Source organism: Azonexus hydrophilus DSM 23864 (assembly GCF_000429605.1).
Taxonomy (GTDB): Bacteria; Pseudomonadota; Gammaproteobacteria; order Burkholderiales; family Rhodocyclaceae; genus Azonexus; species Azonexus hydrophilus.
The window spans coordinates 86593-107351 of sequence record NZ_AUCE01000013.1; the positions used below are offsets into that span (position 1 = coordinate 86593).

Here is a 20759-nt window from a genome sequence, read left to right on the forward strand (position 1 = left end):
CGATGGTGTGGATGACGGGGATGATTCTGCAATATTTGCCGGGGATAGGCCAGCATCATGCGGAACGGCGTCTACAGGCTCAGCCAGCCCCAGGTAATCGCCAGCGTCAGCAGGGTGACCGTGATGCCGATGCGGGCGTGTTGGCGCCAGTCGATGGCGATGCCCTGTTTGCGGGCGAGGTCGACGACGATGAGGTTGGCGATCGAGCCGACCAGCAGCAGGTTGCCGGCCAGGGTGCTGACCAGGGCCAGGGTGAGGCCGGCGTCCGGGGTTTTCAGGTGGGGTAGCAGGAGCATCACCGCCGGGACGTTGGAGACCAGGTTGGACAGGCAGACGCCGATGGCGAACAGCGGGCCGGTGTCGCCGAGGTGGATGCCGTGGCCACCCAGCCAGCCGACTGCGGCGGCGGCCAGGCCGGTGGTTTCGAAGGCGTGGTTGACGACGAACAGGCCGACGAAAAGGACCAGCAGTTCCCAGTCGACAAAGCCCATCACGTGCGAGGAATGGAAGCGGCGCGAGAGCAGCAGCAGGCCGGCGCCGACCAGGGCAGCGACTTCGCGCGGCCAGTCGGTGAACAGGAAGATGAACAGCAGACAGCCGGCGACGGTCAGGCCCTTGGCCGTTTGCAGGCGGTCGAAAGCGGGAAGGGTCTCGTCGGCCGAGGCGGCGGTGGGCGCCTCGGTGGCGCGGCGCGGCGCGAAGACCAGCCAGGCCCACAGCGCGAGCAGGCTGAGGACGACCGGCGGCAGCGCCTTGATCAGGTAGTCGGCGAAATGCAGTTGCAGCACCGAGCCGATCAGCATGTTCTGCGGATTGCCGATCAGCGTTGCCGCCGAGCCGATGTTGGCGGCGCAGGCCAGGCCGACCAGGAAAGGCACCGGGTCGAGCCGGCGTTCGATGCACAGGCGGGCGACCACCGGCGTCATTGCCAGGCAGACGATGTCGTTGGAAAACACCGCCGACAGCGCGCCGGCAACGAAGATCAGGGCGCCGAGCAGCCAGGGTTCGGCGAGCGGCAGTGCGGCGACGCGGCGGGTGACTTCGGTGTAGAAACCACCCAAGCGCATCTGTGCCGAAACGACCATGAAGGCGAACAGCAGCAGGATGGTCGGCAGATGCACGGCACGCGCCGCTTCCTCGGTGCTCATCGCGCCGATGCCGACGACGGCGATGCCGCCGAGCAGCGCGACGCCGCTGCGGTCGAGCTTCAGTTTGGGCAGGCCGCCGAGGAACATGCCGAGGTAGACGATGGCAAAGACGGCGACGATGGCCGTCTGCAGCGGATGCGTCTCGATGGCGTGCAGCGGGGCGGCGAGTTCCGGGATCATCGGTAGATCAGGAAAACCTCGCGTTCGGCCAGCCAGGCGTTTTCGTCGGCCTGTACGGCGGCGTCCAGGTCGGCCGGGGTTGCGGCCGGATCATCCACCCATTCACGCAGCAGCGGTGAGCCGTTGATCAGGTCGATGGCCAGGCGTTCGAATTCGTATTCGTAGCCGAAATCGCGCCAGATCGGGTAGTCCGGGTAAAGGCGGCGGATCGCCTTGAAGGCCAGCGCCTGCAGGCGCCAGGGCTGGAACGCGGCGTGCTCGTAATACGGGCCTTCGGTGTGGATTTGCAGCGCCTGGCAGAGCTGGCCGTGGAACTTGTGGAAGGTCGGTTCGAACCAGCAGGCGCGGAGCTTGCAGCCGTCCAGCCAGTCGGGCGCGAGCGCTCGCATCTCGGCCAGCACCGCCGACGCGTCGATGTCCGGAGCACCGAACAGGAACTCGAGCGGTCGGGTCGTGCCGCGCCCTTCGGAAAGCGTCGTGCCTTCGAGCATCACCGTACCGGCGTAGGCGCGGGCCATCGAGAGGTTGGGGGCGTTCGGGCTGGGGTTGACCCAGGTCCGCTCGCCGAGCGGCCAGCCGTAACCGGGCGCTGCCTCGGGCTGCCAACCGTGCATTTCGATGACGCGGTAATCGACGTCAAGTTTGCGCTGGGCGATGAACCAGTGACCGAGTTCGCCCATGGTCAGGCCGTGGCGCATCGGCATCGGTCCAGCGCCGACGAAGCTCTCCCAGCCGGCGCGCAGGGTGAAGCCCTCGACCGGGCGGCCGGCCGGGTTGGGGCGGTCGAGCACCCAGACGCTCTTGCCATGCGCGGCGGCGGCTTCGAGCACGTAGCGCAGCGTGGTGATGAAGGTGTAGATGCGGCAGCCGAGATCCTGCAGGTCGACCAGCAGCACATCGAAGGTGGCCATCATCGCCTCGGTCGGCCGGCGTACCTCGCCATACAGGCTGAAGATGGGGATGCCGTGCTGCGGATCGACGAAGTCCGGCGACTCGACCATGTTGTCCTGCTTGTCGCCCTTGATCCCGTGTTGCGGGCCGAAAGCGGCGGTGAGTTTGAGGTCGGGCAGGGCGGAGAGCGCGTCGAGGCTGTGTGTCAGGTCGGCGGTGACCGAGGCCGGGTGGGCGAGCAGGGCGAGGCGGCGGCCGGCGAGCGGGCGGCGCAGTTCGCGGTCGTTGATCAGGCGGTCGATGCCGAACAGGAGTTTTTGCGTCATGGCAGGGGCAGCGTGAAGCTGGCGGCAAGGTGGAAATCGGGGCGTTCGCCGGCGTGGGCGAGCGCCCAGTAGCTTTTGTCGCCGGCCGGGGTTTCGGCGACGACGGTCAGGCCGAGGCGGGCGGCGCCGGGGGGCAGCAGGGTCGCCGGCAGTTCGGCGCACAGCCACAGGTCGTCGCCGTCGCGCCGGCAGGTGATGTGCGGGGGCGTGTCGATTGGCGGCAAGGCCGAGGCCTGGCGGTAATCGGCAAAATCGTAGATGGCCCAGCAATTGGAGGGCGAGAAATTGAATTCGCGGTAAGCGCTGCCGCCAGCCGGGGCGATGAAGGCTTCGCAACAGGTGTGGCGCCACAGTTCGTTGGTCCGCGCGGGCGTTGTGGCCGCCGGCAGCAGCAGGTTCACGAAGGCCCGCGTCAGCCGGTAATCGAGGCGCAAGCCGCCATCGTCGGTGCGCCGGATGGCGACCGCGACGGCAAGGCCGTCGGGCGGGGTGCCGTCAGGGTGGCAGCGCAGGGATTCGAGGTTCATGGACAGCGAAATTGCAGGGCGAAAACAGGCGCTACTTTAATCCTTGTGCCCTTGGTCCGGGCGGGGTTTTGGAGTAATTTAGCGCCTTTGCGGCATAGACCGCAGGGAGAGAGAAAAAACATGACACCGTTGCGCATCAACCTCGAACAAGAAGAAATCCCGACCCACTGGTACAACGTCGTTGCCGACATGCCCAACCCGCCGGCGCCGCCGCTCGGGCCGGACGGCAACCCGGTGCCGCCGGAGGCGATGGGGGCGATTTTCCCCGACCCCATCCTCGAACAGGAAATGAGCGCCGAGCGCTGGATTCCGATTCCCGAGGAAGTTCGCCAGATTTATGCGCAATGGCGCCCGGCGCCGTTGTGCCGCGCGCTGCGTCTGGAGCAGATGCTGGGCACGCCGGCCAAGATTTTCTTCAAGTATGAAGGCGTGTCGCCGGCCGGTTCGCACAAGCCCAATTCCGCCGTGCCGCAGGCCTTCTACAACAAGCTCGCCGGCACCAAGAAGCTGACCACCGAAACCGGCGCCGGCCAGTGGGGTTCGTCGATTTCCTACGCCGGTCAGATGTTCGGCCTGCCGGTGCGCGTGTTCATGGTCAACGTCAGCTACCAGCAGAAGCCGTTCCGCCGCTCGATGATGCAGACCTGGGGCGCCGAGGTCTTCGCCTCGCCGACCAACCTGACCAATGCCGGCCGCGCCGCGCTGGCCGCCGACCCGGACTGCCAGGGCTCGCTCGGCCTGGCGATCTCGGAAGCCGTCGAGGAAGCCGCCGCCGACCCGAACACCTGCTACACGCTGGGTTCGGTGCTCAACCACGTGCTCCTGCACCAGACCGTGATCGGTCTCGAAGCCAAGAAGCAGTTCGACAAGATCGGCCTCTACCCGGACGTGATCTTCGGGCCTTGCGGCGGCGGTTCCAGCTTCGGCGGTATCGCCTTCCCCTTCCTCGCCGACAAGGCGGCCGGCGACAAGCGCGCGGCCAACCTGCGCTGCGTCGCGGTCGAGCCGACTTCCTGCCCGACGCTGACCAAGGGCGCCTACACCTACGATTACGGCGATGCCTCCGGTTACACGCCGATCATGAAGATGTACACGCTCGGCCACGACTTCATGCCGCCCGGCATCCACGCCGGCGGCCTGCGTTACCACGGTGCTTCGCCGCTGCTTTCGCAGCTGTTCCATGAAAAGCTGCTCGACGCCATCGCCGTGCCGCAGGTCGGAACTTTCGAAGCCGGTGTCCAGTTCGCCCGCGCCGAAGGCATCATCCCGGCGCCCGAATCCTGCCACGGCATTCGTGCCGCCATCGACGAAGCGCTGCGCTGCAAGGCGACCGGTGAGGCCAAGACCATCCTGTTCTGCCTGACCGGCCACGGCCACTTCGACATGGCGTCGTACGACAAGTATTTCTCCGGCAAGCTGGAAGACTACGAGTATCCGGCCGAAGCCATCGTCGAATCGCTGAAGCACCTGCCCAAGGTCGGCTGAAATCGTGAAAATCCTCGTCTTCCTCCTCGTTCTCGCCAACCTGTTGTTCTACGCGTTTTCGACGGGATTGATCGATACGGGCGGGAGCAACGAGAGCAACCGGGTCGGGCTGCAGTTGCATCCCGAGCGGATCCGCATCGTCGCCAGCGGCGAGCCGCCGGCGCCTGCTGCACCTCAGGCAGCGCCGGTCGAGCCGGTGCCGGTTGAAGTTGCCACGACCGAGGCTGCGGCAGAGGTGGTAGCGCCGGTCTGCCTGCGCTGGGTTTCGCTGGCCAAGGTTGAGGCGGAGCGCGTCGGACGGGTTGTCGGTGGCGGCTTTGCCGATTTCACCATGACCCGGAAGACGGTTGCCGGCGAAGGCAGCGGCTGGTGGGTGCACATTCCGCCGCTGGCCAACCGTGCCGCAGCCGACAAGAAGGCTCAGGAACTGAAGACGCTGGGCGTCAGCGAGTATTTCATCGTCCAGGACGGACCCTCGCGCAACGCCATCTCGCTGGGTATTTTCAGCAGCGAGAAGGGGGCCCAGGAGCACCTGGCCAAACTGCAGGCGCTGGGCGTGCGGTCAGCCAGGGTGGGCGCGCGTCCGGACAAGGAAGGCAACCTGCAGGTCGAGCTGCGCGGTCCGGCCGAGCGCAGGGCCATGCTGCAGGCGGCGCTGCTTGAGGCGCTGCCGAAGAATCCGCCGAAAGACTGCGAGTGAGTCATTACGTCGTCGGTCTGACGGGCGGGATCGGCAGCGGCAAGACGACGGTCGCCGACCGCTTTGTCGAGGCGGGGGCGGCGCTGGTCGATACCGATGCCATCGCCCATGAGCTGACGGCTGCCGACGGTGCGGCCATGCCGCTGCTGCGCCAGGCTTTCGGCGACGCTATCGCCACCCCGGACGGTGCGCTGGACCGGGCGGCGATGCGCCGTCTGGTCTTTGCCGACGCCTCGGCCCGAACGCGCCTCGAATCCATCCTCCATCCGCTGATCCGCGAGCTGTCGGATCAGCGTTGCCGTGCCGCGACGGCGCCCTACGTGATCCTGGCGGTGCCGCTGCTGGTCGAGTCAGGGCAGTACCGCGAACGCTGCGACCGCATCGCCGTCGTCGATTGCCCGGAAAGCCTGCAGATCGAACGCGTCATGGCCCGTAACGGGCTGTCGCGGACCGAGGTCGAAGCCATTCTGGCGGCCCAGGCCAGTCGTCAGCAGCGCCTGGCGATTGCCGACGATGTCATCGACAACGGCGGCGACAAGGCAAATCTCGACGCACAGATCGCTGCCCTGCATCGGAAATATCTCGCCTCTGCCCTGAAAAAACCTAATGCAAACTGTTGAGATTTGCATGCAAATGGCTCAGAATTCAGCACAATTTTCCGATTACCGGAACCGGGCCGAGTGATTACCTACGAATATCCGTTCAACGAGCGCATCCGCACGCTGTTGCGTCTCGAAGACCTCTTCGAGAAGACGGCTTACTTCGCCCGGGCGGACGGTCAGCACGAACACCATGCGGCGCTTGTCGCCCTGTTCGAAATCCTCGAGGCATCGGGGCGTGCCGACCTCAAGATGGACCTGATCCAGGAACTCGAACGGCAGCGGCAGACCTTGCTGGCCTTTCGCAACAACCCCGATATTTCCGAAGAAGCCCTGTCCGGCGCGCTCTACGAAATCGAGCAGTCGTCGGCCGCGTTACTCGGCATGAGCGGCAAGATTGGCCAGTATCTGCGCGACAACGACTGGCTGATGAGCATCAAGAGCCGCGCTGCCATTCCCGGCGGCGTCTGCGAATTCGACCTGCCCTCGTATCACTGGTGGCTGCACCGCGACCCGCAAACCCGGCGGGCGGCGCTGGAAGGCTGGAGCAAGCCGATGTTCGCGCTGCGTGACGCGTCGGCCATCGTCCTGCGCCTGCTGCGTTCGAGCGGCCGGCCTAAGCGCCATGTCGCCGTGCATGGGCAGTTCCAGCTCAATCTCGGCGGTACCTCGGCGCAGATGGTGCGCGTCGAAGTCGATCCCGAGGAAGCCGCGGTCCCCGAAGTCAGCGCCAACAAGTACTTCCTCAACATCCGCTTCACCAAGCCACCGCTCAATGAACTGAAAGCGCGTGGCTGCGAGCGCGATGTCGAGTTCGACCTGACTTTCTGCAACCTCTGATTTTCCACCCATGACCAAGCCGCGTATCGTCCGCTGCCCGCAGTGCGGCCAGGATTCCCTGTGGGCGCCCGAGAACAAGTGGCGCCCGTTCTGTTCCGAGCGCTGCAAGCAGATCGATCTGGGCGCCTGGGCCAGCGGCAGCTACACCATTCCCGGTCAGCCGACCGACGAGGAAACCGCCGCGCCCGGCGTCGATTTCCTCGAAAGCAAGCGCTGACTTACCAGCCGCGCATCAGCGCAATGCCGTGGGCGCCGTGGTGTATGGCGCTGTCGCGCAGGGTTTCGCGCATGCCGCCCAGGGCGAACACCGGTAGCCGGTTGCCGGCGCGGTAATCGGCGAAGCGGCGCCAGCCGATGCCGGGATGCTCGGGGTGGGTCGGCGTTGCCAGGACCGGGCCGAGCAGCGCGTAATCCAGTTCCAGTTCGCCGGCCCGGGCAATTTCCTCGGCCGTGTGGCAGGAGGCGCCGACCCAGGCGAAATCCGGACGTTGGGCGCAGGCGGCCAGCGCTGCCGCTGAGAGGTGCACGCCGTCGGCGCCGCAAAGCTTTGCTAGTTCGATATCGTCGTTGATGACCACCGGTGCGCCGTGGCGCTGGGCGAGGTCGACCACGGCAGCGGCGAAAGCCGCTCGCTGCGCGGCCGGCAGGGATTTGTCGCGGACCTGGATCAGCGGCGCCGGGCCGACGCCCAGTCGCCGTTCGAGGCGGGCCAGCCAGGCCTCGGTGCCGCTTTCCTCGGCCATCGAGATGAGCATCGTGTCGGGCAGCGCCAGGGCTTTCAGGATGGGGTCGTTGGCCGGTAGCACGGGCGTCACGCTGGCCGGACGGCCGCGTTCCTGCCAGTCTACGGCGCTGTGTTCGAGCGGCGCGGTGATGCCGATTTCGCCGGTCCAGGCGGTGACGCGCCAGAAATTGAGGCGGACCGTCGCATGCGGGTAGGTGAACACGCGGGTCAGCCAGGGGTGGCAGACGGTGACGGTGATCCCCAGTTCTTCGTGCAGTTCGCGCACCAGTGCGTCGCGCACGCTTTCGCCGGCCTCGACCTTGCCGCCGGGAAATTCCCAGTAGCCGGCGTAGACCTTGCCTTCCGGACGCTGGGCGAGCAGGAATTCGCGACCGTCGGCGCGCAGCATCACGGCGGCAGCGACTTCGACGATGGCGCTCATGCCGGCTGGCGCCCGGCCAGGTCGCGGGCGAATTGCCAGGCGACGCGGCCCGAGCGCGACCCGCGTGACAGTGCCCAGTTCAGCGCTTCGCGTTCGCTGGCGGCGATCACTGCGTCGCTAATGCCGAACTGCCGCGCCCAATGCGCGAAGACGGCCAGGTAATCGTCCTGCGAGAAGGGGTAGAAGGAAATCCACAGGCCGAAGCGTTCGGACAGCGAGACTTTCTCCTCGACCGCCTCGCCGGGGTGGATTTCGTCGCCGACGCGCTGGGTTTCCAGGTTTTCCGACATGTATTCGGGCATCAGGTGGCGGCGGTTGGAGGTGGCGTAGATCAGCACGTTGTCCGGCGGCGCCGCGACCGAGCCGTCGAGTACCGACTTCAGGGCCTTGTAGGCGGTTTCGCCGGCTTCGAACGACAGATCGTCGCAGAAGATGATGAATTTTTCCGGCCGGCCGTCGACCAGGTCGACGATGTCTGGCAGGTCGATCAGGTCGTGCTTGTCGACCTCGATCAGGCGCAGGCCGTCGGCCGAGAATTCGTTGAGCACGGCCTTGACCAGTGAGGACTTGCCGCAGCCGCGGGCGCCGGTCAGCAGCACGTTGTTGGCGCCCTGGCCGGCGACGAACTGGCGGGTGTTGGCGACGATGCGGGCTTTCTGGTCGTCGACGGTCTCGATGTCGCTGAGGCGGATCGGGTGCGGCTTGCCGACACCCTGCAACCAGCCGCGGGCACCGCGCTTGCGCCAGCGGAAAGCCACGGCGGCGTGCCAGTCGGGCAGGGGCGGGGCCGGTGGCAGCGTGGCTTCGAGGCGGCCGAGCACATGCTCGGCGCGGGTCAGCAGGCGTTCGAGTTGGGCGGAGTCGATCATGGTGGCAGGTATACTGTGCGGCAAAGCTGCCCACTCTAACCAAAGCCATGTCAAAAAGCCAAGTTGTCCTGTTTGCTGTCGCCCTGCTGCTGGCCGGGTGTTCGACCTTGCCCGGCTTGCCCGCGCCATCCGAAGAAAAGGCGCCGGCCTGTCCGCCCTGCGCTGCCTGTCCGGCGTGTCCGACCGTCGAAACGCCGGTGCAGCCGCCGGCCTTCTCGCGCGTGTTCACGCCGGCGAACTGGGACGAGCTGCCAGGCTGGAAGAGCGATCAGCATGCGGCGGCCTGGCCGGCCTTCGTCCAGTCCTGTCGCGGATTGCAGCGGCGCAATACCGGTCAGTTCTGGCGCGAGATCTGCGCCGGGGTCGATGCGGTCGACGGCAAGTCGGATGCTGCCGTGCGTCAGTTCTTCGAAGCCCGCCTGCAGCCTTACGCGGTGTCGACGGCCGACACGTCGGCGGTCAGCGGCATGGTCACTGGTTATTACGAACCGCTGCTGCTGGGCAGCCGCGCGCCGGGCAAGCGCTTTGCGTTTCCGGTGCATGGCGTGCCGGAGAACCTGCTGACCATCGAACTGGGCGACCTCTTCCCGGAACTCAAGGGCAAGCGCGTGCGCGGCCGGGTCGAGGGCAACAAGGTCGTGCCCTACTGGACGCGCGGCGACATCCTGGCCAATGAAAAATTGCCGGCGAAGACGCTGGCCTGGGTCGATGATCCGATCGAACTGTTCTTCCTGCAGATTCAGGGCTCGGGCCGCATCCGCCTGCCCGATGGCAGCACCATGCGGGTCAATTACGCCGACCAGAACGGTCATCCGTATCGTTCGATCGGCCGCCTGCTCGTCGACCGCGGCGACCTGAAGCTGGAAGAGGCGTCGATGCAGGGCATTCAGGCCTGGGCGCGGGCCAATCCGGCGCGTCTGGACGAATTGCTCAACAGTAATCCGAGCTATGTCTTCTTCCGCGAGATGCCGGCCAGCGACGATGGTCCGATCGGCGCACTTGGCGTGCCGCTGACGCCGGAGCGCAGCATCGCCATCGATCCGCGTTCGATTCCGCTGGGGGCGCCGGTCTTCCTGGCGACGACGCGCCCCAATTCGGCGCAGCCGCTGAACCGGCTGGTGATGGCGCAGGACACCGGCGGTGCCATCCGTGGTGCAGTGCGCGCCGATTTTTTCTGGGGCTTCGGCAAGGAGCCGGGTGCCTTGGCTGGCCGCATGAAACAGGACGGCCGGATGTGGGTTCTGCTGCCGCCGGGCTATCCGCTCGACTGAGTTGATGCACGATGCCGGGGCGTTCGCCTTGTATCATGCACGCTCGCGGTGCGCGTTTTGTTTTGGTGCATTTTCCAATGCACTGATTTGAAACGGATTTGATGCACTGGAATGGTGCTTGCTTTTCCAGCCCCCAGATCATTTTCTGGGGGTCCCATGGAAACTTTGCATTCTGGCAGCAACGTATTGTTCATTCTTCTGGGCGGCATCATGGTGCTGGCCATGCATGCCGGCTTCGCCTTCCTCGAGGTTGGCACGGTGCGCAAGAAGAATCAGGTCAACGCGCTGGTCAAGATCCTGACCGACTTCGGCGTGTCGACGATTGCCTACTTCTTCATCGGCTACGGCATCGCCTACGGCGTTCATTTCTTCAGCGGTGTCGACACGCTGATGGAGAAGAACGGCTATGAACTGACCAAGTTCTTCTTCCTGCTCACCTTCGCCGCCGCGATTCCAGCCATCATTTCGGGCGGCATCGCCGAGCGTGCGCGCTTTTATCCGCAACTGGCGGCCACCTTCATGCTGGTCGGCTTCGTCTATCCCTTCTTCGAGGGCATCGCCTGGAATGGTTCCTTCGGCATCCAGGACTGGCTGACGGCCACTTTTGGTGCGCCCTTCCACGACTTCGCCGGCTCCGTTGTGGTGCATGCGATGGGCGGCTGGATCGCGCTGCCGGCGGTGCTTCTTCTTGGTGCGCGTTATGGTCGTTACACCAAGGACGGCCGGGTGTCGGCGCATCCGCCTTCATCGATTCCCTTCCTGGCGCTTGGCGCCTGGATCCTGACGGTGGGCTGGTTCGGCTTCAACGTGATGAGCGCGCAGACCATCGAGAATATTTCCGGCCTGGTCGCGATCAACTCGCTGATGGCCATGGTCGGCGGCACGCTGGCCGCGCTGGTGCTCGGCAAGAACGACCCCGGCTTCGTCCATAACGGCCCGCTGGCCGGTCTGGTCGCCATCTGCGCCGGTTCCGACCTGGTGCATCCGATGGGCGCGCTGGTCATCGGCGCCATCGCCGGCGGGATGTTCGTGATCCTGTTTACGCTGACCCAGAACCGCTGGAAGATCGACGACGTCCTCGGCGTCTGGCCGCTGCACGGCCTGTGCGGTGCCTGGGGCGGCATCGCCGTCGGCATCTTCGGCAGCACCGCGCTCGGCGGCGCCGGCGGCGTTGCCTTCATGTCGCAACTGCTGATGACTCTGCTGGCAATCGTTGTCGCGCTGGTCGGCGGTTTTGTCGTCTATGGCGGCCTGAAGCGCGCATTCGGCCTGCGTCTCGATCAGGAAGAGGAATACCAGGGCGCCGACCTGAGCATCCACCGCATCACGGCGACGCCGGAGCGCGAACCGAGCTGGTAAATCGGTAGGCGGGTGGAAGCCGAAAACAAAAAACTTCCACCCTGCCCTTGAAATCGGCCAAGGGCGTCACTATTATTAGCACTCACTGACGACGAGTGCTAACAAACGCCCGCGTCGGTCCCGGTGCCGCAGCCGCGTGCCCGGCCAATTTCAGTGTTTTGCAGATAAAACTACAGGAGCGATATCCATGAACATCCGTCCTTTGCACGACCGTGTGATCGTCAAGCGCGTCGAAGCCGAGCGCACCACTGCCTCCGGCATCGTCATCCCCGATTCCGCTGGCGAAAAGCCGGATCAGGGTGAAATCCTGGCCGTCGGCCCGGGTAAGCGCGACGACAACGGCAAGCAGATCGCCCTCGACGTCAAGGTTGGCGATCGCGTCCTGTTCGGCAAGTACGCCGGCCAGGCCGTCAAGGTCGATGGCCAGGAAGTCCTGGTCATGCGTGAAGAAGACATCATGGGCGTGCTGCAGAAGTAATTCCTGCATCCGACCTATTCCACAGAACAATTTTCAGGAGCTATTCACATGGCAGCCAAAGAAGTCAAATTCGGTGATTCCGCCCGCGCCCGTATGGTCGAAGGCATCAACATCCTGGCCGACGCGGTCAAGGTCACCCTCGGCCCGAAGGGCCGCAATGTCGTGCTCGAGCGTTCGTTCGGTGGCCCGACCGTGACCAAGGACGGCGTTTCCGTCGCCAAGGAAATCGAACTGAAGGACAAGTTCGCCAACATGGGCGCCCAGATGGTCAAGGAAGTTGCTTCCAAGACCTCCGACATCGCCGGTGACGGCACCACCACCGCCACCGTGCTGGCTCAGGCCATCGTCCGCGAAGGCATGAAGTACGTTGCCGCCGGCATGAACCCGATGGACCTCAAGCGCGGCATCGACAAGGCTGTCGCCGCCACCATCGAAGAACTGAAGCAGATCTCCAAGCCGTGCACCACGACCAAGGAAATCGCCCAGGTTGGTTCGATCTCGGCCAACTCCGATTCCTCGATCGGCGACATCATTGCCGAAGCCATGGAAAAGGTCGGCAAGGAAGGCGTCATCACCGTTGAAGACGGCAAGTCCCTGGCCAACGAACTCGACGTCGTCGAAGGCATGCAGTTCGACCGTGGCTACCTGTCGCCGTACTTCATCAACAACCCGGACAAGCAGGTCGCCCTGCTCGACAACCCGTTCATCCTGCTCTTCGACAAGAAGATCTCCAACATCCGCGATCTGCTGCCGGTGCTGGAACAGGTTGCCAAGTCCTCGCGTCCGCTGCTGATCATCGCCGAAGACGTCGATGGTGAAGCCCTGGCCACCCTGGTGGTGAACAACATCCGTGGCATCCTCAAGACCGTCGCCGTCAAGGCCCCGGGCTTCGGTGACCGTCGCAAGGCCATGCTGGAAGACATCGCCATCCTGACCGGCGGTACCGTCATTTCCGAAGAAACCGGCCTGTCGCTGGAAAAGACCGACCTGAAGGATCTGGGCCAGGCCAAGCGCATCGAGATCGGCAAGGAAAACACCACCATCATCGACGGCGCCGGCGACGAAGCTTCGATCCAGGCTCGCGTCAAGCAGATCCGCATCCAGATCGAGGAAGCCTCCTCCGACTACGACCGCGAGAAGCTGCAGGAACGTGTGGCCAAGCTGGCCGGCGGTGTTGCCGTGATCAAGGTTGGCGCTGCCACCGAAGTCGAAATGAAGGAAAAGAAGGCCCGTGTCGAAGACGCGCTGCACGCCACCCGTGCCGCCGTTGAAGAAGGCATCGTTCCTGGCGGCGGCGTTGCCCTGCTGCGTGCCCGTTCCGCGGTCAAGACCCTGAAGGGCGACAATCACGACCAGGACGCCGGCATCAAGCTGATCCTCAAGGCCATCGAAGCCCCGCTGCGCGAAATCGTTGCCAACGCCGGCGACGAGCCGTCCGTGGTGGTCGACAAGGTCGTTCGTGGCAAGGGTAACTACGGTTACAACGCCGCGACCAGCGAATATGGCGACATGGTCGAAATGGGCGTGCTCGATCCGACCAAGGTGACCCGCACCGCACTGCAGAACGCCGCCTCCGTGGCCGGCCTGATGCTGACCACCGAGTGCATGGTGGCCGAACTGGCTGAAGACAAGCCGGCCGGCGGCATGCCCGACATGGGTGGCATGGGCGGTATGGGTGGCATGGGCGGCATGGGTATGTAATACCCGGCCGGCCTCGCGCCAGTCACAGGCCCCGCTTCGGCGGGGCTTTTTTTCGCCCGCTTTTTGCGGCATCGCAACATCCGCCGGAATGCGCTATTCTTGCGGCCTTTGCGTCGCCGGACCGGTGGTCCGATGGAGTCGGTTTCATGCAGAAACAAGCTGCGAGTTGCGGCCATATTCGTGAAAATCCGCGATTTCTGGCGCTGGTCAGAAAACGGAACCGCTTCGCTTTTTTCCTGGCTGCCCTGATCGTCATGGCCTACTTTTCCTACATCCTGGTGCTGGCGTTTTCGCCGCATTGGCTGGCGCTGCCGTTATTCGGCGGCATGGCGACGAACACCGGCGTGCTGTTCGGGCTGGCGATCATCGTGCTGACCGTGGTCCTGACTGCTGTTTACGTGCGCCGGGCAAACCGCGAATTCGATGCCGATACGACCGAAATCCGCCGCCAGGCATTGAAATGAGCCCGTCCATCCGTTTCCTGATTCTTGCTGCCTGCGCGCTGGCTACTGCCGGCGCCGCGCTGGCCATGCCCTCGGTCGGCCTCGGGCCGCGCCAGCCGACCAACTGGTCGGCGATCACCACCTTCATTTTCTTCGTTGGCGCCACCTTGTGGATGACGCGCCTGGCGACCGTGCGCAGTCGTTCGTCGGCCGACCTGTATTCGCCGGGCGGCGGCATTTCCGGCTTCCAGAACGGGCTGGCGATTGCCGGCGACTACATGTCGGCGGCGTCCTTCCTGGGGATTTCCGGCCTGGTTTTTGTCAGCGGCTTCGATGGGCTGATCTTCTCGGTCGGCTGGCTGGTCGGCTGGCCGGTGATCACCTTCCTGATGGCCGAGCGCCTGCGCAACCTGGGCAAGTTCACCTTTGCCGACGTCGCTGCCTACCGTTTCGCGCAACGTCCGGTGCGCACCTTCGCCGCCTTCGGTTCGCTGGTCGTCGTGCTTTTCTACCTGACCGCGCAGATGGTCGGCGCCGGCCAGCTAGTGAAAATCCTGTTCGGGCTGGAGTACGCCTACGCGGTGATCATGGTCGGCATCGTGATGATGATGTACGTGCTGCTCGGCGGCATGACCTCGACGACTTGGGTGATGATCAACAAGGCAGTTTTCCTGCTTGCCGGCACGACGCTGATGGCGCTGGCGGTGATGTTCCATGCCGGCTTCAACCCCGAGGCGCTGTTTGCCCGGGCCAGCGACCTGCATGTGCTGAAGGACGCGCTGATGGCACCCGGCGGCCTGATCAAGGATCCAGTGTCGGCGATCTCCGTCGGCATGGCGCTGATGTTCGGTACGGCCGGCCTGCCGCACATCCTGATGCGCTTCTTCACCGTCGCCAATGCGCGTGAGGCGCGTAAGTCGGTGGCCTGGGCGACGCTGTGGATCGGTTACTTCTACGTGCTGACCTTCATCATCGGTTTTGGCGCCATCGTCAGCCTGATCGGCAATCCCGGCCCCTATTTCGTCGGCGGCAAGGTTGCCGGTGGTTTGCAGGGGGGCGCCAACATGGCGGCGGTGCATCTGGCCAGCGCGCTGGGAGGCGATCTTTTCCTGGGCTTCATTTCGGCCGTGGCGTTCACCACCATTCTGGCGGTGGTGGCCGGCCTGACCCTGTCCGGCGCCTCGGCCGTGTCGCACGATCTCTACGCCACGGTGTGGCGCAAAGGCAATGCCCGCGCCAGCGACGAGCGCCGGATATCCAAGCTGACGGCCTTTTCCCTCGGTGTGGTGGCTGTCATCCTCGGTATTGTCTTCGAGCACGAGAACGTCGCCTTCCTGGTGATGCTGGCTTTCTCGATTGCCTGTTCGGCCAATTTCCCGGTGCTGTTCATGGCCGTGCTGTGGAAGGACTGCACCACGCGCGGGGCGACCGTTGGTGGTTTTCTCGGGCTGGCCACGGCGGTGGTGCTGACGCTACTGTCGCCGGTGGTCTGGGAAAGTGCCTTGCACAACCCGGTCGGTTCGGCGCCGTTCCCGTATGCTTCGCCGGCGATTGTCTCGATGCCGCTGGCCTTCGTGGCCATCTGGCTGCTGTCGCTGCTCGATCGTTCGCCGCAGGCGGCGCGTGAGCGACTGTTGTTCCAGGATCAGCTGATCCGTTCGGAAACCGGTATCGGTCACGTTGCCGTGCGGCCGCATCAGTAGCCGCGTCAATTCGACGCAGCGACGATCCCGACGCTTTTGTTATTTGCTAGACTTGTCGGGATTCCGGGTGCCGGAAAAAAACGGTAGGGGGCCGTCCAGTGCAGGATCGGACCACCCCCTGAGTCGGGGCTTGCGCCTCGAACTCCTAAGACCATAAAAGGAGAACAGCCCGTCCAGATTAATGGGGCAGGCTTACAAAATGCTTACGCCTCCTGGGGGGAGTGTCGAACATGCGAATTCTGATTGCCGAAGACGATGCGATCATCGCCGACGGTCTGAGCCGTTCCCTGCGCCAGGCCGGCTACGCGGTGGATTGGGCAGCCAATGGCCTGGATGCCGACACCGCGTTGCTGACCGTCGAATACGACCTGCTGATCCTCGATCTCGGCCTGCCCAAACTGTCCGGCCTGGAAGTGCTCAAGCGACTGCGTTCGCGCAATTCGCAGTTGCCTGTGCTGATCCTGACCGCACTTGACGGCACCCACGACCGGGTCAAGGGCCTGGACCTGGGCGCTGACGATTACATGGTCAAACCGTTCGAGCTGGCCGAACTGGAAGCCCGGGTCCGCGCCCTGACGCGGCGCTCGGCCGGGACAGCGCCAACCATCCAGTGTGGTTCGCTGAGTTACGATCAGGTCGGTCGGGTAGCCAATATCGACGGTTCGCCGCTGGAGTTGTCGGCGCGCGAAGTCGGTCTGCTCGAAGTGCTGCTGTCGCGCATGGGGCGCCTGGTCAGCAAGGACCAACTGGTCGATCACCTGTGCGGCTGGGGCGAGGAAGTGAGCCACAACGCGATCGAGGTGTACGTCCATCGCCTGCGCAAGAAGCTGGAGCCCGGCGGCGTCAAGATTGCCACCGTGCGTGGCCTGGGCTATTGCCTTGAACGACCGCAAGGCGAGTAACCCGCCCGGCGCCAGCGGCCCGCTGTCGCCGGAAACCGAGCGTTCGCTGTTCGGCGAGATTCTCGACTGGATGCTCGCGCCCCTGTTGTTCGTCTGGCCGCTGAGCATCGCCTTCACGCACTACTTTGCCAATAACGTTGCCAACTTTCCCTACGACCAGTCACTGCGCGAGCACGTCGCCACCATCAGCCGGCAGGTGCAACTGGTCGATGGCAAGCCGGTGCTCTCCCTGCACGCGACAACGCGTGCCATGCTGCGGGCCGACGAACTCGACAGCGTCTATTTCCATGTCCTGACTCAGGATAAAAAACTGCTTGCCGGCGACCTCGATTTGCCGGTGCCCGAATTCCCCGGGCAAGCCGAGATGGTGCCCGGCGAAATCTACTTCCGCGACATGGAGTACAAGGGCCAGGATATTCGTGTCGCCTATTCCTTCATTGCCGAGCCGCAGGCTCCGGTCGAGGAGTGGGTGCTGGTCGAGGTCGCCGAAACAACCGAGAAACGCACGCAGCTGGCCAACCGCATCGTCGCCAGCGTGATCCTGCCGCAATTCATCATCATCCCGCTGGCCGTCATGCTGGTCTGGTTCGGCCTGTCGCGCGGCCTGCGGCCGCTGACCCGGCTGCGCAACACCATCGAGGACCGCGACCCCGCCGACCTGTCACCGATTGCCACGCGCCGCGTGCCGGAAGAACTGGAGCCGCTGGTCGAGGCGTTCAACGAAATGCTCGAGCGGATGAAGCGCAACGTCGAGGCGCAGCAGCGTTTCGTCGCTGACGCTGCGCACCAGATGCGTACGCCCTTGACCGGGCTGAAGACCCAGGCCCAGTTTGCCGTCCGCGAAACCGACCCGGCCGCCCTGCGCCACGCCTTGCGCCAGATCGCCACCGGCGTCGACCGGGCCGGTCGCCTGGTCAATCAGTTGCTGACGCTGGCGCGGACCGAAGGCAGTGAAATCGGCCAGCAGAAACACGAACCGACGGACCTCGCGCTGCTGGTTCGCGAGGTGGTCGAGGACTGGGTCATCGTTGCCCTGGAAAAGAGCATCGACCTGGGTTTCGAGTCGGCCGGCAAGGCCATGATCACCGGCAATCCCTTCCTGTTGCGCGAGCTGGCCAAGAACCTGATCGACAACGCCATCCGCTACACGCCGCCCGGCGGCCACGTGACCTGCCGCATCATCGACACCGGCAAGACCGTATTGCTTGAAGTCGAGGATGACGGGGTGGGCATTTCGCCCGAACAGGCGGAACTGGTGTTCGAGCGTTTCTACCGCGTCGACGATGCGGCCGGCGAGGGCAGCGGCCTGGGTCTGGCCATCGTCCAGGAAATCGCCAACCAGCACGATGCCCGTGCCACGCTGCGCCCGAATCCGCGCGGCAAGGGGGCGGTTGCCCGGGTGGCCTTCGCCACCTGGTACCCGCCGCTGCCGCCACCGAACCCACCGGATGACTACGCCGAACTCTACCGGCAGTCGCCGCCGCTCGGTCCCTGACGCCGGGAGTCCTGAAAATCTGCGCAATGCCCTTGCAGAGCCCCGGGGCTATCGCTATAATGCGCGCTCTTTAGGCCAATTAGCTCAGTTGGTAGAGCAGCGGATTGAAAATCCGCGTGTCCGTGGTTCGATTCCGCGATTGGCCACCAGAATGCCAGAAGCCCCTGATTGCCCCGCAGTCGGGGGCTTTTGCTTTAGCAGCTTCCCCGCCCGGTGCCGGGGGGCTGACAGCGGGTTTTGCCCTCGCTATGATGCAGCCATGATCAAGTGGAATCCGCAACCCGGCAGTCTGGCGCTCTACGTCGGCAGGACGCGGGCGCAGACGCGTAACGTGATCGTCGTCGCCGAGGCGAGGGCGGGGCGGATGGTGGTCGATGCCATCGGGCGCAAAGGTGTCAATGTGCGCCTGACGGTGAGTCGCGACAGCTTGCGCGAGCCGCAGCCCGATCTGTTCGTCTGATTGCCGTTGCAATGCCGACGTAACATTGCGCTGGCATGATGCCGGCTTTTCCGGAGATGACCATGGATCTGTTGCTGTGGCGCCATGCCGAAGCCGAGGATGGCGAAGACGATCTGAAACGCCGCTTGACCGAACGCGGTGAAAAGCAGGCCAGGCGCATGGCGTCCTGGCTGCACGAAAACCTGCCCAAGGATTTGCGTATCGTCGTCAGTCCGGCGATCCGCACCCAGCAGACAGCGCAGGCCCTCAAACTGCCATTCGAAACCCAGCGCAAGATCGGCCCCGATGCCTGCGTGTCGGAACTGATCGCCGCATCGGGCTGGCCCGATGCGCGTGGTTCGGTGCTGATCGTCGGCCATCAGCCCTCGCTCGGGCGCTTGGCCTCGCTGCTGCTGGCCGGCCATGAAGCCGACTGGAGCATCAAGAAGGGGGCAATCTGGTGGTTGAGCAACCGCCTGCGCCAGGGTGAAACGCAGACCGTGCTGCGCGCGGTGATTCCGGTCGAATTGCTGGACTAGACAAGCGCCGCCCATAGGCGTGAAATAGACCCTTTGGCAATCAAGACAAGGGGCATCCATGGTTACAGCGAAAAAGAAGACGGCCACCACCACGGCCGCAGCACCGGCAACGCGCACCCGCGCCACCCGTCAACGCGCGGTCGCCAGCGGCGACGTGCCGCCGGTGCAGACGCCGGCCGGGATCGAGGGCTTTTCCGTGCACAATGCCGTCGATGCGGCCCAGGAGGCCAAAATGGCGGCGATGCGCGACATCCTCGCCAATTCGCCGGCCGAGGAAGCGCTGACGCTGCTCAAGAGCCTGCTCAAGCAGCAGCGTATCGTGGTCGATGACGCCATCGTCAACCCGGACGAGGAACTGGCCAAGGACTGGCGCGAAGGCGGTTATCCGTACAAGAACCTGATGCAGCGCGCCAACTACGAGCGCCAGAAATACCGGCTGCAGGTCGAGTTGCTGAAGTTGCAGGCCTGGGTCAAGGAAACCGGGCAGAAAGTGGTGATCCTGTTCGAAGGCCGCGACGCGGCAGGTAAGGGGGGCACCATCAAGCGTTTCATGGAACACCTGAATCCACGGGGGGCACGCGTCGTCGCGCTGGAAAAGCCGTCCGAGATCGAGCGTGGCCAATGGTACTTCCAGCGTTACGTGCAGCATCTGCCGACCAATGGCGAGATCGTGCTGTTCGACCGTTCCTGGTACAACCGGGCCGGCGTCGAGCGGGTCATGGGCTTCTGTTCCGACCAGGAGTACGGCGAATTCGTCCGCCAGGCGCCGGAATTCGAACGCATGCTGGTACGCAACGGCACCCACCTGATCAAGTTCTGGTTCTCGGTCAGCCAGGAGGAACAGCGCCGCCGTTTCCGCGAGCGCAAGGTGCACCCGCTCAAGCAGTGGAAGCTGTCGCCGATCGACATGGCTTCGCTCGACAAGTGGCACGACTACACCAAGGCCAAGGAGGCGATGTTCTTCCACACCGATACGGCGGATTCGCCGTGGACGGTGATCAAGTCGAACTGCAAGAAGCGCGCACGCCTGAATGCCTTGCGCTACGTGCTGCACAAACTGCCGTATGCGAACAAGGACACGGCGCGGATCGGCAATCTCGACCCGCTGATCGTCGGCCGTGCCAACGTCGTCTATGAACGCGGCGAGCAGTCGGTGGCGCTGATTTAACTGACCACGTAAGCGGCGCTGCCGGTTGCGATCAGCAGCCCGCTTTCATTCTCCAGCGTCATCTGGATCGAGGCGATGCGCCCGCCGAGGCGGGTGATCCGTCCGGTGGCCGTGAATTGCTTGCCGATGCCCTGATGCAGGAAGTCGGTACGCAGGTCGATGGTGCCGATGCGGCCGAAGCGGTGCGCCACCTGCTCAGCGGATTCGCCGGCGAACTTCTCGGCGATGCCGACAACGGCTGCAAAACCGCCGACGGTATCGAGGACGGCGGCAATGGCGCCGCCGTGCAGCCGGCCGTAGAGGTAATGGCCGACCAGTTCGGGGCGCATGTCGAAAACCAGTTGCGGTGCGGCTGGATCGAAGGAAGCGACCTTGAGGCCGAGCACTTCGTTGAAACTGATGCGGTGTTCGAACATCTCGCGCAGCGTGGCTTCGAGTCGCTGCTGCTCTGCGGCGGAGCGGCGTGGGGTCAGTGCTACAGGCGTCATGGTTGTTTTTGGGCTCCGGGGAAAAGTATTATCTCCAGACCC

General features: G+C 64.6%; 22 protein-coding genes and 1 tRNA gene. 17 read left to right on the top strand and 6 right to left on the bottom strand.

Annotation, left to right across the window (positions count from 1 at the left end; genetic code table 11):
- Nucleotides 1-71: 71 nt before the first annotated feature.
- The 3 genes from G471_RS0107680 to G471_RS0107690 are packed head-to-tail and all read right to left on the bottom strand — an operon-like array spanning nt 72 to nt 3072.
- Nucleotides 72-1328, bottom strand: coding sequence for an anion transporter (locus G471_RS0107680; protein WP_051295355.1), 1257 nt, complete (start codon nt 1326-1328; stop codon nt 72-74).
- Nucleotides 1325-2545 (bottom strand): exo-beta-N-acetylmuramidase NamZ family protein, encoded by a 1221-nt coding sequence (locus G471_RS0107685; protein ID WP_028994841.1) that lies wholly within the window; start codon nt 2543-2545, stop codon nt 1325-1327. The genes G471_RS0107680 and G471_RS0107685 overlap by 4 nt, the downstream gene beginning before the upstream one ends.
- Nucleotides 2542-3072, bottom strand: a complete 531-nt coding sequence (locus G471_RS0107690) for a DOMON-like domain-containing protein (RefSeq protein ID WP_028994842.1) — start codon at nt 3070-3072, stop codon at nt 2542-2544. The genes G471_RS0107685 and G471_RS0107690 overlap by 4 nt, the downstream gene beginning before the upstream one ends.
- 120 nt (nt 3073-3192) lie before the next feature.
- Between G471_RS0107690 and G471_RS0107695 the strand changes: the two genes are divergently transcribed.
- Genes G471_RS0107695 through G471_RS0107715 form a run of 5 tightly spaced genes read left to right on the top strand, consistent with a single transcriptional unit; the run spans nt 3193 to nt 6913 of the window.
- Nucleotides 3193-4557: a TrpB-like pyridoxal phosphate-dependent enzyme gene (locus tag G471_RS0107695; protein ID WP_028994843.1), complete on the top strand. Its 1365-nt coding sequence runs from the start codon at nt 3193-3195 to the stop codon at nt 4555-4557.
- A 4-nt stretch (nt 4558-4561) separates the two neighbouring features.
- Nucleotides 4562-5257, top strand: a complete 696-nt coding sequence (locus G471_RS0107700; protein WP_028994844.1) for an SPOR domain-containing protein — start codon at nt 4562-4564, stop codon at nt 5255-5257.
- Nucleotides 5254-5877 (top strand): dephospho-CoA kinase, encoded by a 624-nt coding sequence (gene coaE, locus G471_RS0107705; RefSeq protein WP_028994845.1) that lies wholly within the window; start codon nt 5254-5256, stop codon nt 5875-5877. The genes G471_RS0107700 and coaE overlap by 4 nt, the downstream gene beginning before the upstream one ends.
- A gap of 60 nt (nt 5878-5937) precedes the next feature.
- Nucleotides 5938-6696, top strand: coding sequence for a cell division protein ZapD (gene zapD / locus G471_RS0107710; RefSeq protein WP_028994846.1), 759 nt, complete (start codon nt 5938-5940; stop codon nt 6694-6696).
- 10 nt (nt 6697-6706) lie between these two features.
- A complete protein-coding gene (locus tag G471_RS0107715; RefSeq protein ID WP_028994847.1) occupies nt 6707-6913 on the top strand; it encodes a DNA gyrase inhibitor YacG in 207 nt (68 codons plus the stop codon).
- Between the two features lies 1 nt (nt 6914).
- On the opposite strand, the gene G471_RS0107720 is transcribed toward G471_RS0107715, so the two are convergent.
- On the bottom strand, nt 6915-7862 hold the full coding sequence (locus G471_RS0107720) for a Nudix family hydrolase (RefSeq protein WP_028994848.1): 948 nt from the start codon (nt 7860-7862) through the stop codon (nt 6915-6917).
- Nucleotides 7859-8731 carry an ATP-binding protein gene (locus tag G471_RS0107725; RefSeq protein ID WP_028994849.1) on the bottom strand — a complete coding sequence of 291 codons (873 nt, stop codon included), beginning with the start codon at nt 8729-8731 and terminating at the stop codon, nt 7859-7861. Before G471_RS0107725 ends, G471_RS0107720 begins: the two co-directional genes overlap by 4 nt.
- 47 nt (nt 8732-8778) lie before the next feature.
- Here G471_RS0107725 and mltA point away from each other — a divergent pair, with 47 nt between their 5' ends.
- The 12 genes from mltA (at nt 8779) to ppk2 (ending at nt 20229) form a co-directional block, all read left to right on the top strand.
- A complete protein-coding gene (gene mltA / locus G471_RS0107730; RefSeq protein WP_028994850.1) occupies nt 8779-10002 on the top strand; it encodes a murein transglycosylase A in 1224 nt (407 codons plus the stop codon).
- 156 nt (nt 10003-10158) lie between these two features.
- Nucleotides 10159-11361: an ammonium transporter gene (locus G471_RS0107735; RefSeq protein ID WP_028994851.1), complete on the top strand. Its 1203-nt coding sequence runs from the start codon at nt 10159-10161 to the stop codon at nt 11359-11361.
- 187 nt (nt 11362-11548) lie between these two features.
- Nucleotides 11549-11839, top strand: a complete 291-nt coding sequence (locus G471_RS0107740) for a co-chaperone GroES (protein WP_028994852.1) — start codon at nt 11549-11551, stop codon at nt 11837-11839.
- 48 nt (nt 11840-11887) lie between these two features.
- Nucleotides 11888-13540, top strand: a complete 1653-nt coding sequence (gene groL, locus G471_RS0107745) for a chaperonin GroEL (protein ID WP_028994853.1) — start codon at nt 11888-11890, stop codon at nt 13538-13540.
- A 146-nt stretch (nt 13541-13686) separates the two neighbouring features.
- Nucleotides 13687-14004: a DUF485 domain-containing protein gene (locus tag G471_RS0107750; RefSeq protein ID WP_043421165.1), complete on the top strand. Its 318-nt coding sequence runs from the start codon at nt 13687-13689 to the stop codon at nt 14002-14004.
- The gene (locus G471_RS0107755; protein WP_028994855.1) at nt 14001-15686 is read left to right on the top strand and encodes a cation acetate symporter; all 1686 of its coding nucleotides are present in this window, start codon (nt 14001-14003) and stop codon (nt 15684-15686) included. Before G471_RS0107750 ends, G471_RS0107755 begins: the two co-directional genes overlap by 4 nt.
- A 230-nt stretch (nt 15687-15916) precedes the next feature.
- Nucleotides 15917-16588: a response regulator transcription factor gene (locus G471_RS17025; RefSeq protein WP_043421166.1), complete on the top strand. Its 672-nt coding sequence runs from the start codon at nt 15917-15919 to the stop codon at nt 16586-16588.
- Nucleotides 16566-18083: a sensor histidine kinase gene (locus G471_RS0107765; RefSeq protein WP_043421168.1), complete on the top strand. Its 1518-nt coding sequence runs from the start codon at nt 16566-16568 to the stop codon at nt 18081-18083. The genes G471_RS17025 and G471_RS0107765 overlap by 23 nt, the downstream gene beginning before the upstream one ends.
- Nucleotides 18084-18156: 73 nt before the next feature.
- Nucleotides 18157-18232, top strand: a tRNA-Phe gene (locus G471_RS0107770).
- Nucleotides 18233-18342: 110 nt separating this feature from the next.
- Nucleotides 18343-18543: a hypothetical protein gene (locus G471_RS0107775; RefSeq protein ID WP_028994857.1), complete on the top strand. Its 201-nt coding sequence runs from the start codon at nt 18343-18345 to the stop codon at nt 18541-18543.
- 62 nt (nt 18544-18605) lie between these two features.
- Nucleotides 18606-19061, top strand: a complete 456-nt coding sequence (locus tag G471_RS0107780) for a SixA phosphatase family protein (protein WP_028994858.1) — start codon at nt 18606-18608, stop codon at nt 19059-19061.
- Nucleotides 19062-19119: 58 nt separating this feature from the next.
- Nucleotides 19120-20229: a polyphosphate kinase 2 gene (ppk2, locus tag G471_RS0107785; protein WP_028994859.1), complete on the top strand. Its 1110-nt coding sequence runs from the start codon at nt 19120-19122 to the stop codon at nt 20227-20229.
- Here the strand turns inward: ppk2 and G471_RS0107790 are convergent.
- Complete coding sequence (locus G471_RS0107790) at nt 20226-20717, bottom strand: thioesterase family protein (protein ID WP_028994860.1); 492 nt, start codon at nt 20715-20717, stop codon at nt 20226-20228. The two genes, ppk2 and G471_RS0107790, sit on opposite strands and share 4 nt — an antisense overlap.
- Nucleotides 20718-20759: the final 42 nt, after the last annotated feature.

Excerpts from the sequence above, each read along its gene's own strand:
- G471_RS0107680 (WP_051295355.1), bottom strand. The coding sequence starts at position 1,328 with ATGATCCCGGAACTCGCCGCCCCGCTGCACGCCATCGAGACGCATCCG.
- G471_RS0107685 (WP_028994841.1), bottom strand. The coding sequence starts at position 2,545 with ATGACGCAAAAACTCCTGTTCGGCATCGACCGCCTGATCAACGACCGC.
- G471_RS0107690 (WP_028994842.1), bottom strand. The coding sequence starts at position 3,072 with ATGAACCTCGAATCCCTGCGCTGCCACCCTGACGGCACCCCGCCCGAC.
- G471_RS0107695 (WP_028994843.1), top strand. The coding sequence starts at position 3,193 with ATGACACCGTTGCGCATCAACCTCGAACAAGAAGAAATCCCGACCCAC.
- G471_RS0107715 (WP_028994847.1), top strand. The coding sequence starts at position 6,707 with ATGACCAAGCCGCGTATCGTCCGCTGCCCGCAGTGCGGCCAGGATTCC.
- G471_RS0107720 (WP_028994848.1), bottom strand. The coding sequence starts at position 7,862 with ATGAGCGCCATCGTCGAAGTCGCTGCCGCCGTGATGCTGCGCGCCGAC.
- G471_RS0107725 (WP_028994849.1), bottom strand. The coding sequence starts at position 8,731 with ATGATCGACTCCGCCCAACTCGAACGCCTGCTGACCCGCGCCGAGCAT.
- mltA (WP_028994850.1), top strand. The coding sequence starts at position 8,779 with ATGTCAAAAAGCCAAGTTGTCCTGTTTGCTGTCGCCCTGCTGCTGGCC.
- G471_RS0107735 (WP_028994851.1), top strand. The coding sequence starts at position 10,159 with ATGGAAACTTTGCATTCTGGCAGCAACGTATTGTTCATTCTTCTGGGC.
- G471_RS0107740 (WP_028994852.1), top strand. The coding sequence starts at position 11,549 with ATGAACATCCGTCCTTTGCACGACCGTGTGATCGTCAAGCGCGTCGAA.
- groL (WP_028994853.1), top strand. The coding sequence starts at position 11,888 with ATGGCAGCCAAAGAAGTCAAATTCGGTGATTCCGCCCGCGCCCGTATG.
- G471_RS0107750 (WP_043421165.1), top strand. The coding sequence starts at position 13,687 with ATGCAGAAACAAGCTGCGAGTTGCGGCCATATTCGTGAAAATCCGCGA.
- G471_RS0107755 (WP_028994855.1), top strand. The coding sequence starts at position 14,001 with ATGAGCCCGTCCATCCGTTTCCTGATTCTTGCTGCCTGCGCGCTGGCT.
- G471_RS17025 (WP_043421166.1), top strand. The coding sequence starts at position 15,917 with ATGCGAATTCTGATTGCCGAAGACGATGCGATCATCGCCGACGGTCTG.
- G471_RS0107775 (WP_028994857.1), top strand. The coding sequence starts at position 18,343 with ATGATCAAGTGGAATCCGCAACCCGGCAGTCTGGCGCTCTACGTCGGC.
- G471_RS0107780 (WP_028994858.1), top strand. The coding sequence starts at position 18,606 with ATGGATCTGTTGCTGTGGCGCCATGCCGAAGCCGAGGATGGCGAAGAC.
- ppk2 (WP_028994859.1), top strand. The coding sequence starts at position 19,120 with ATGGTTACAGCGAAAAAGAAGACGGCCACCACCACGGCCGCAGCACCG.
- G471_RS0107790 (WP_028994860.1), bottom strand. The coding sequence starts at position 20,717 with ATGACGCCTGTAGCACTGACCCCACGCCGCTCCGCCGCAGAGCAGCAG.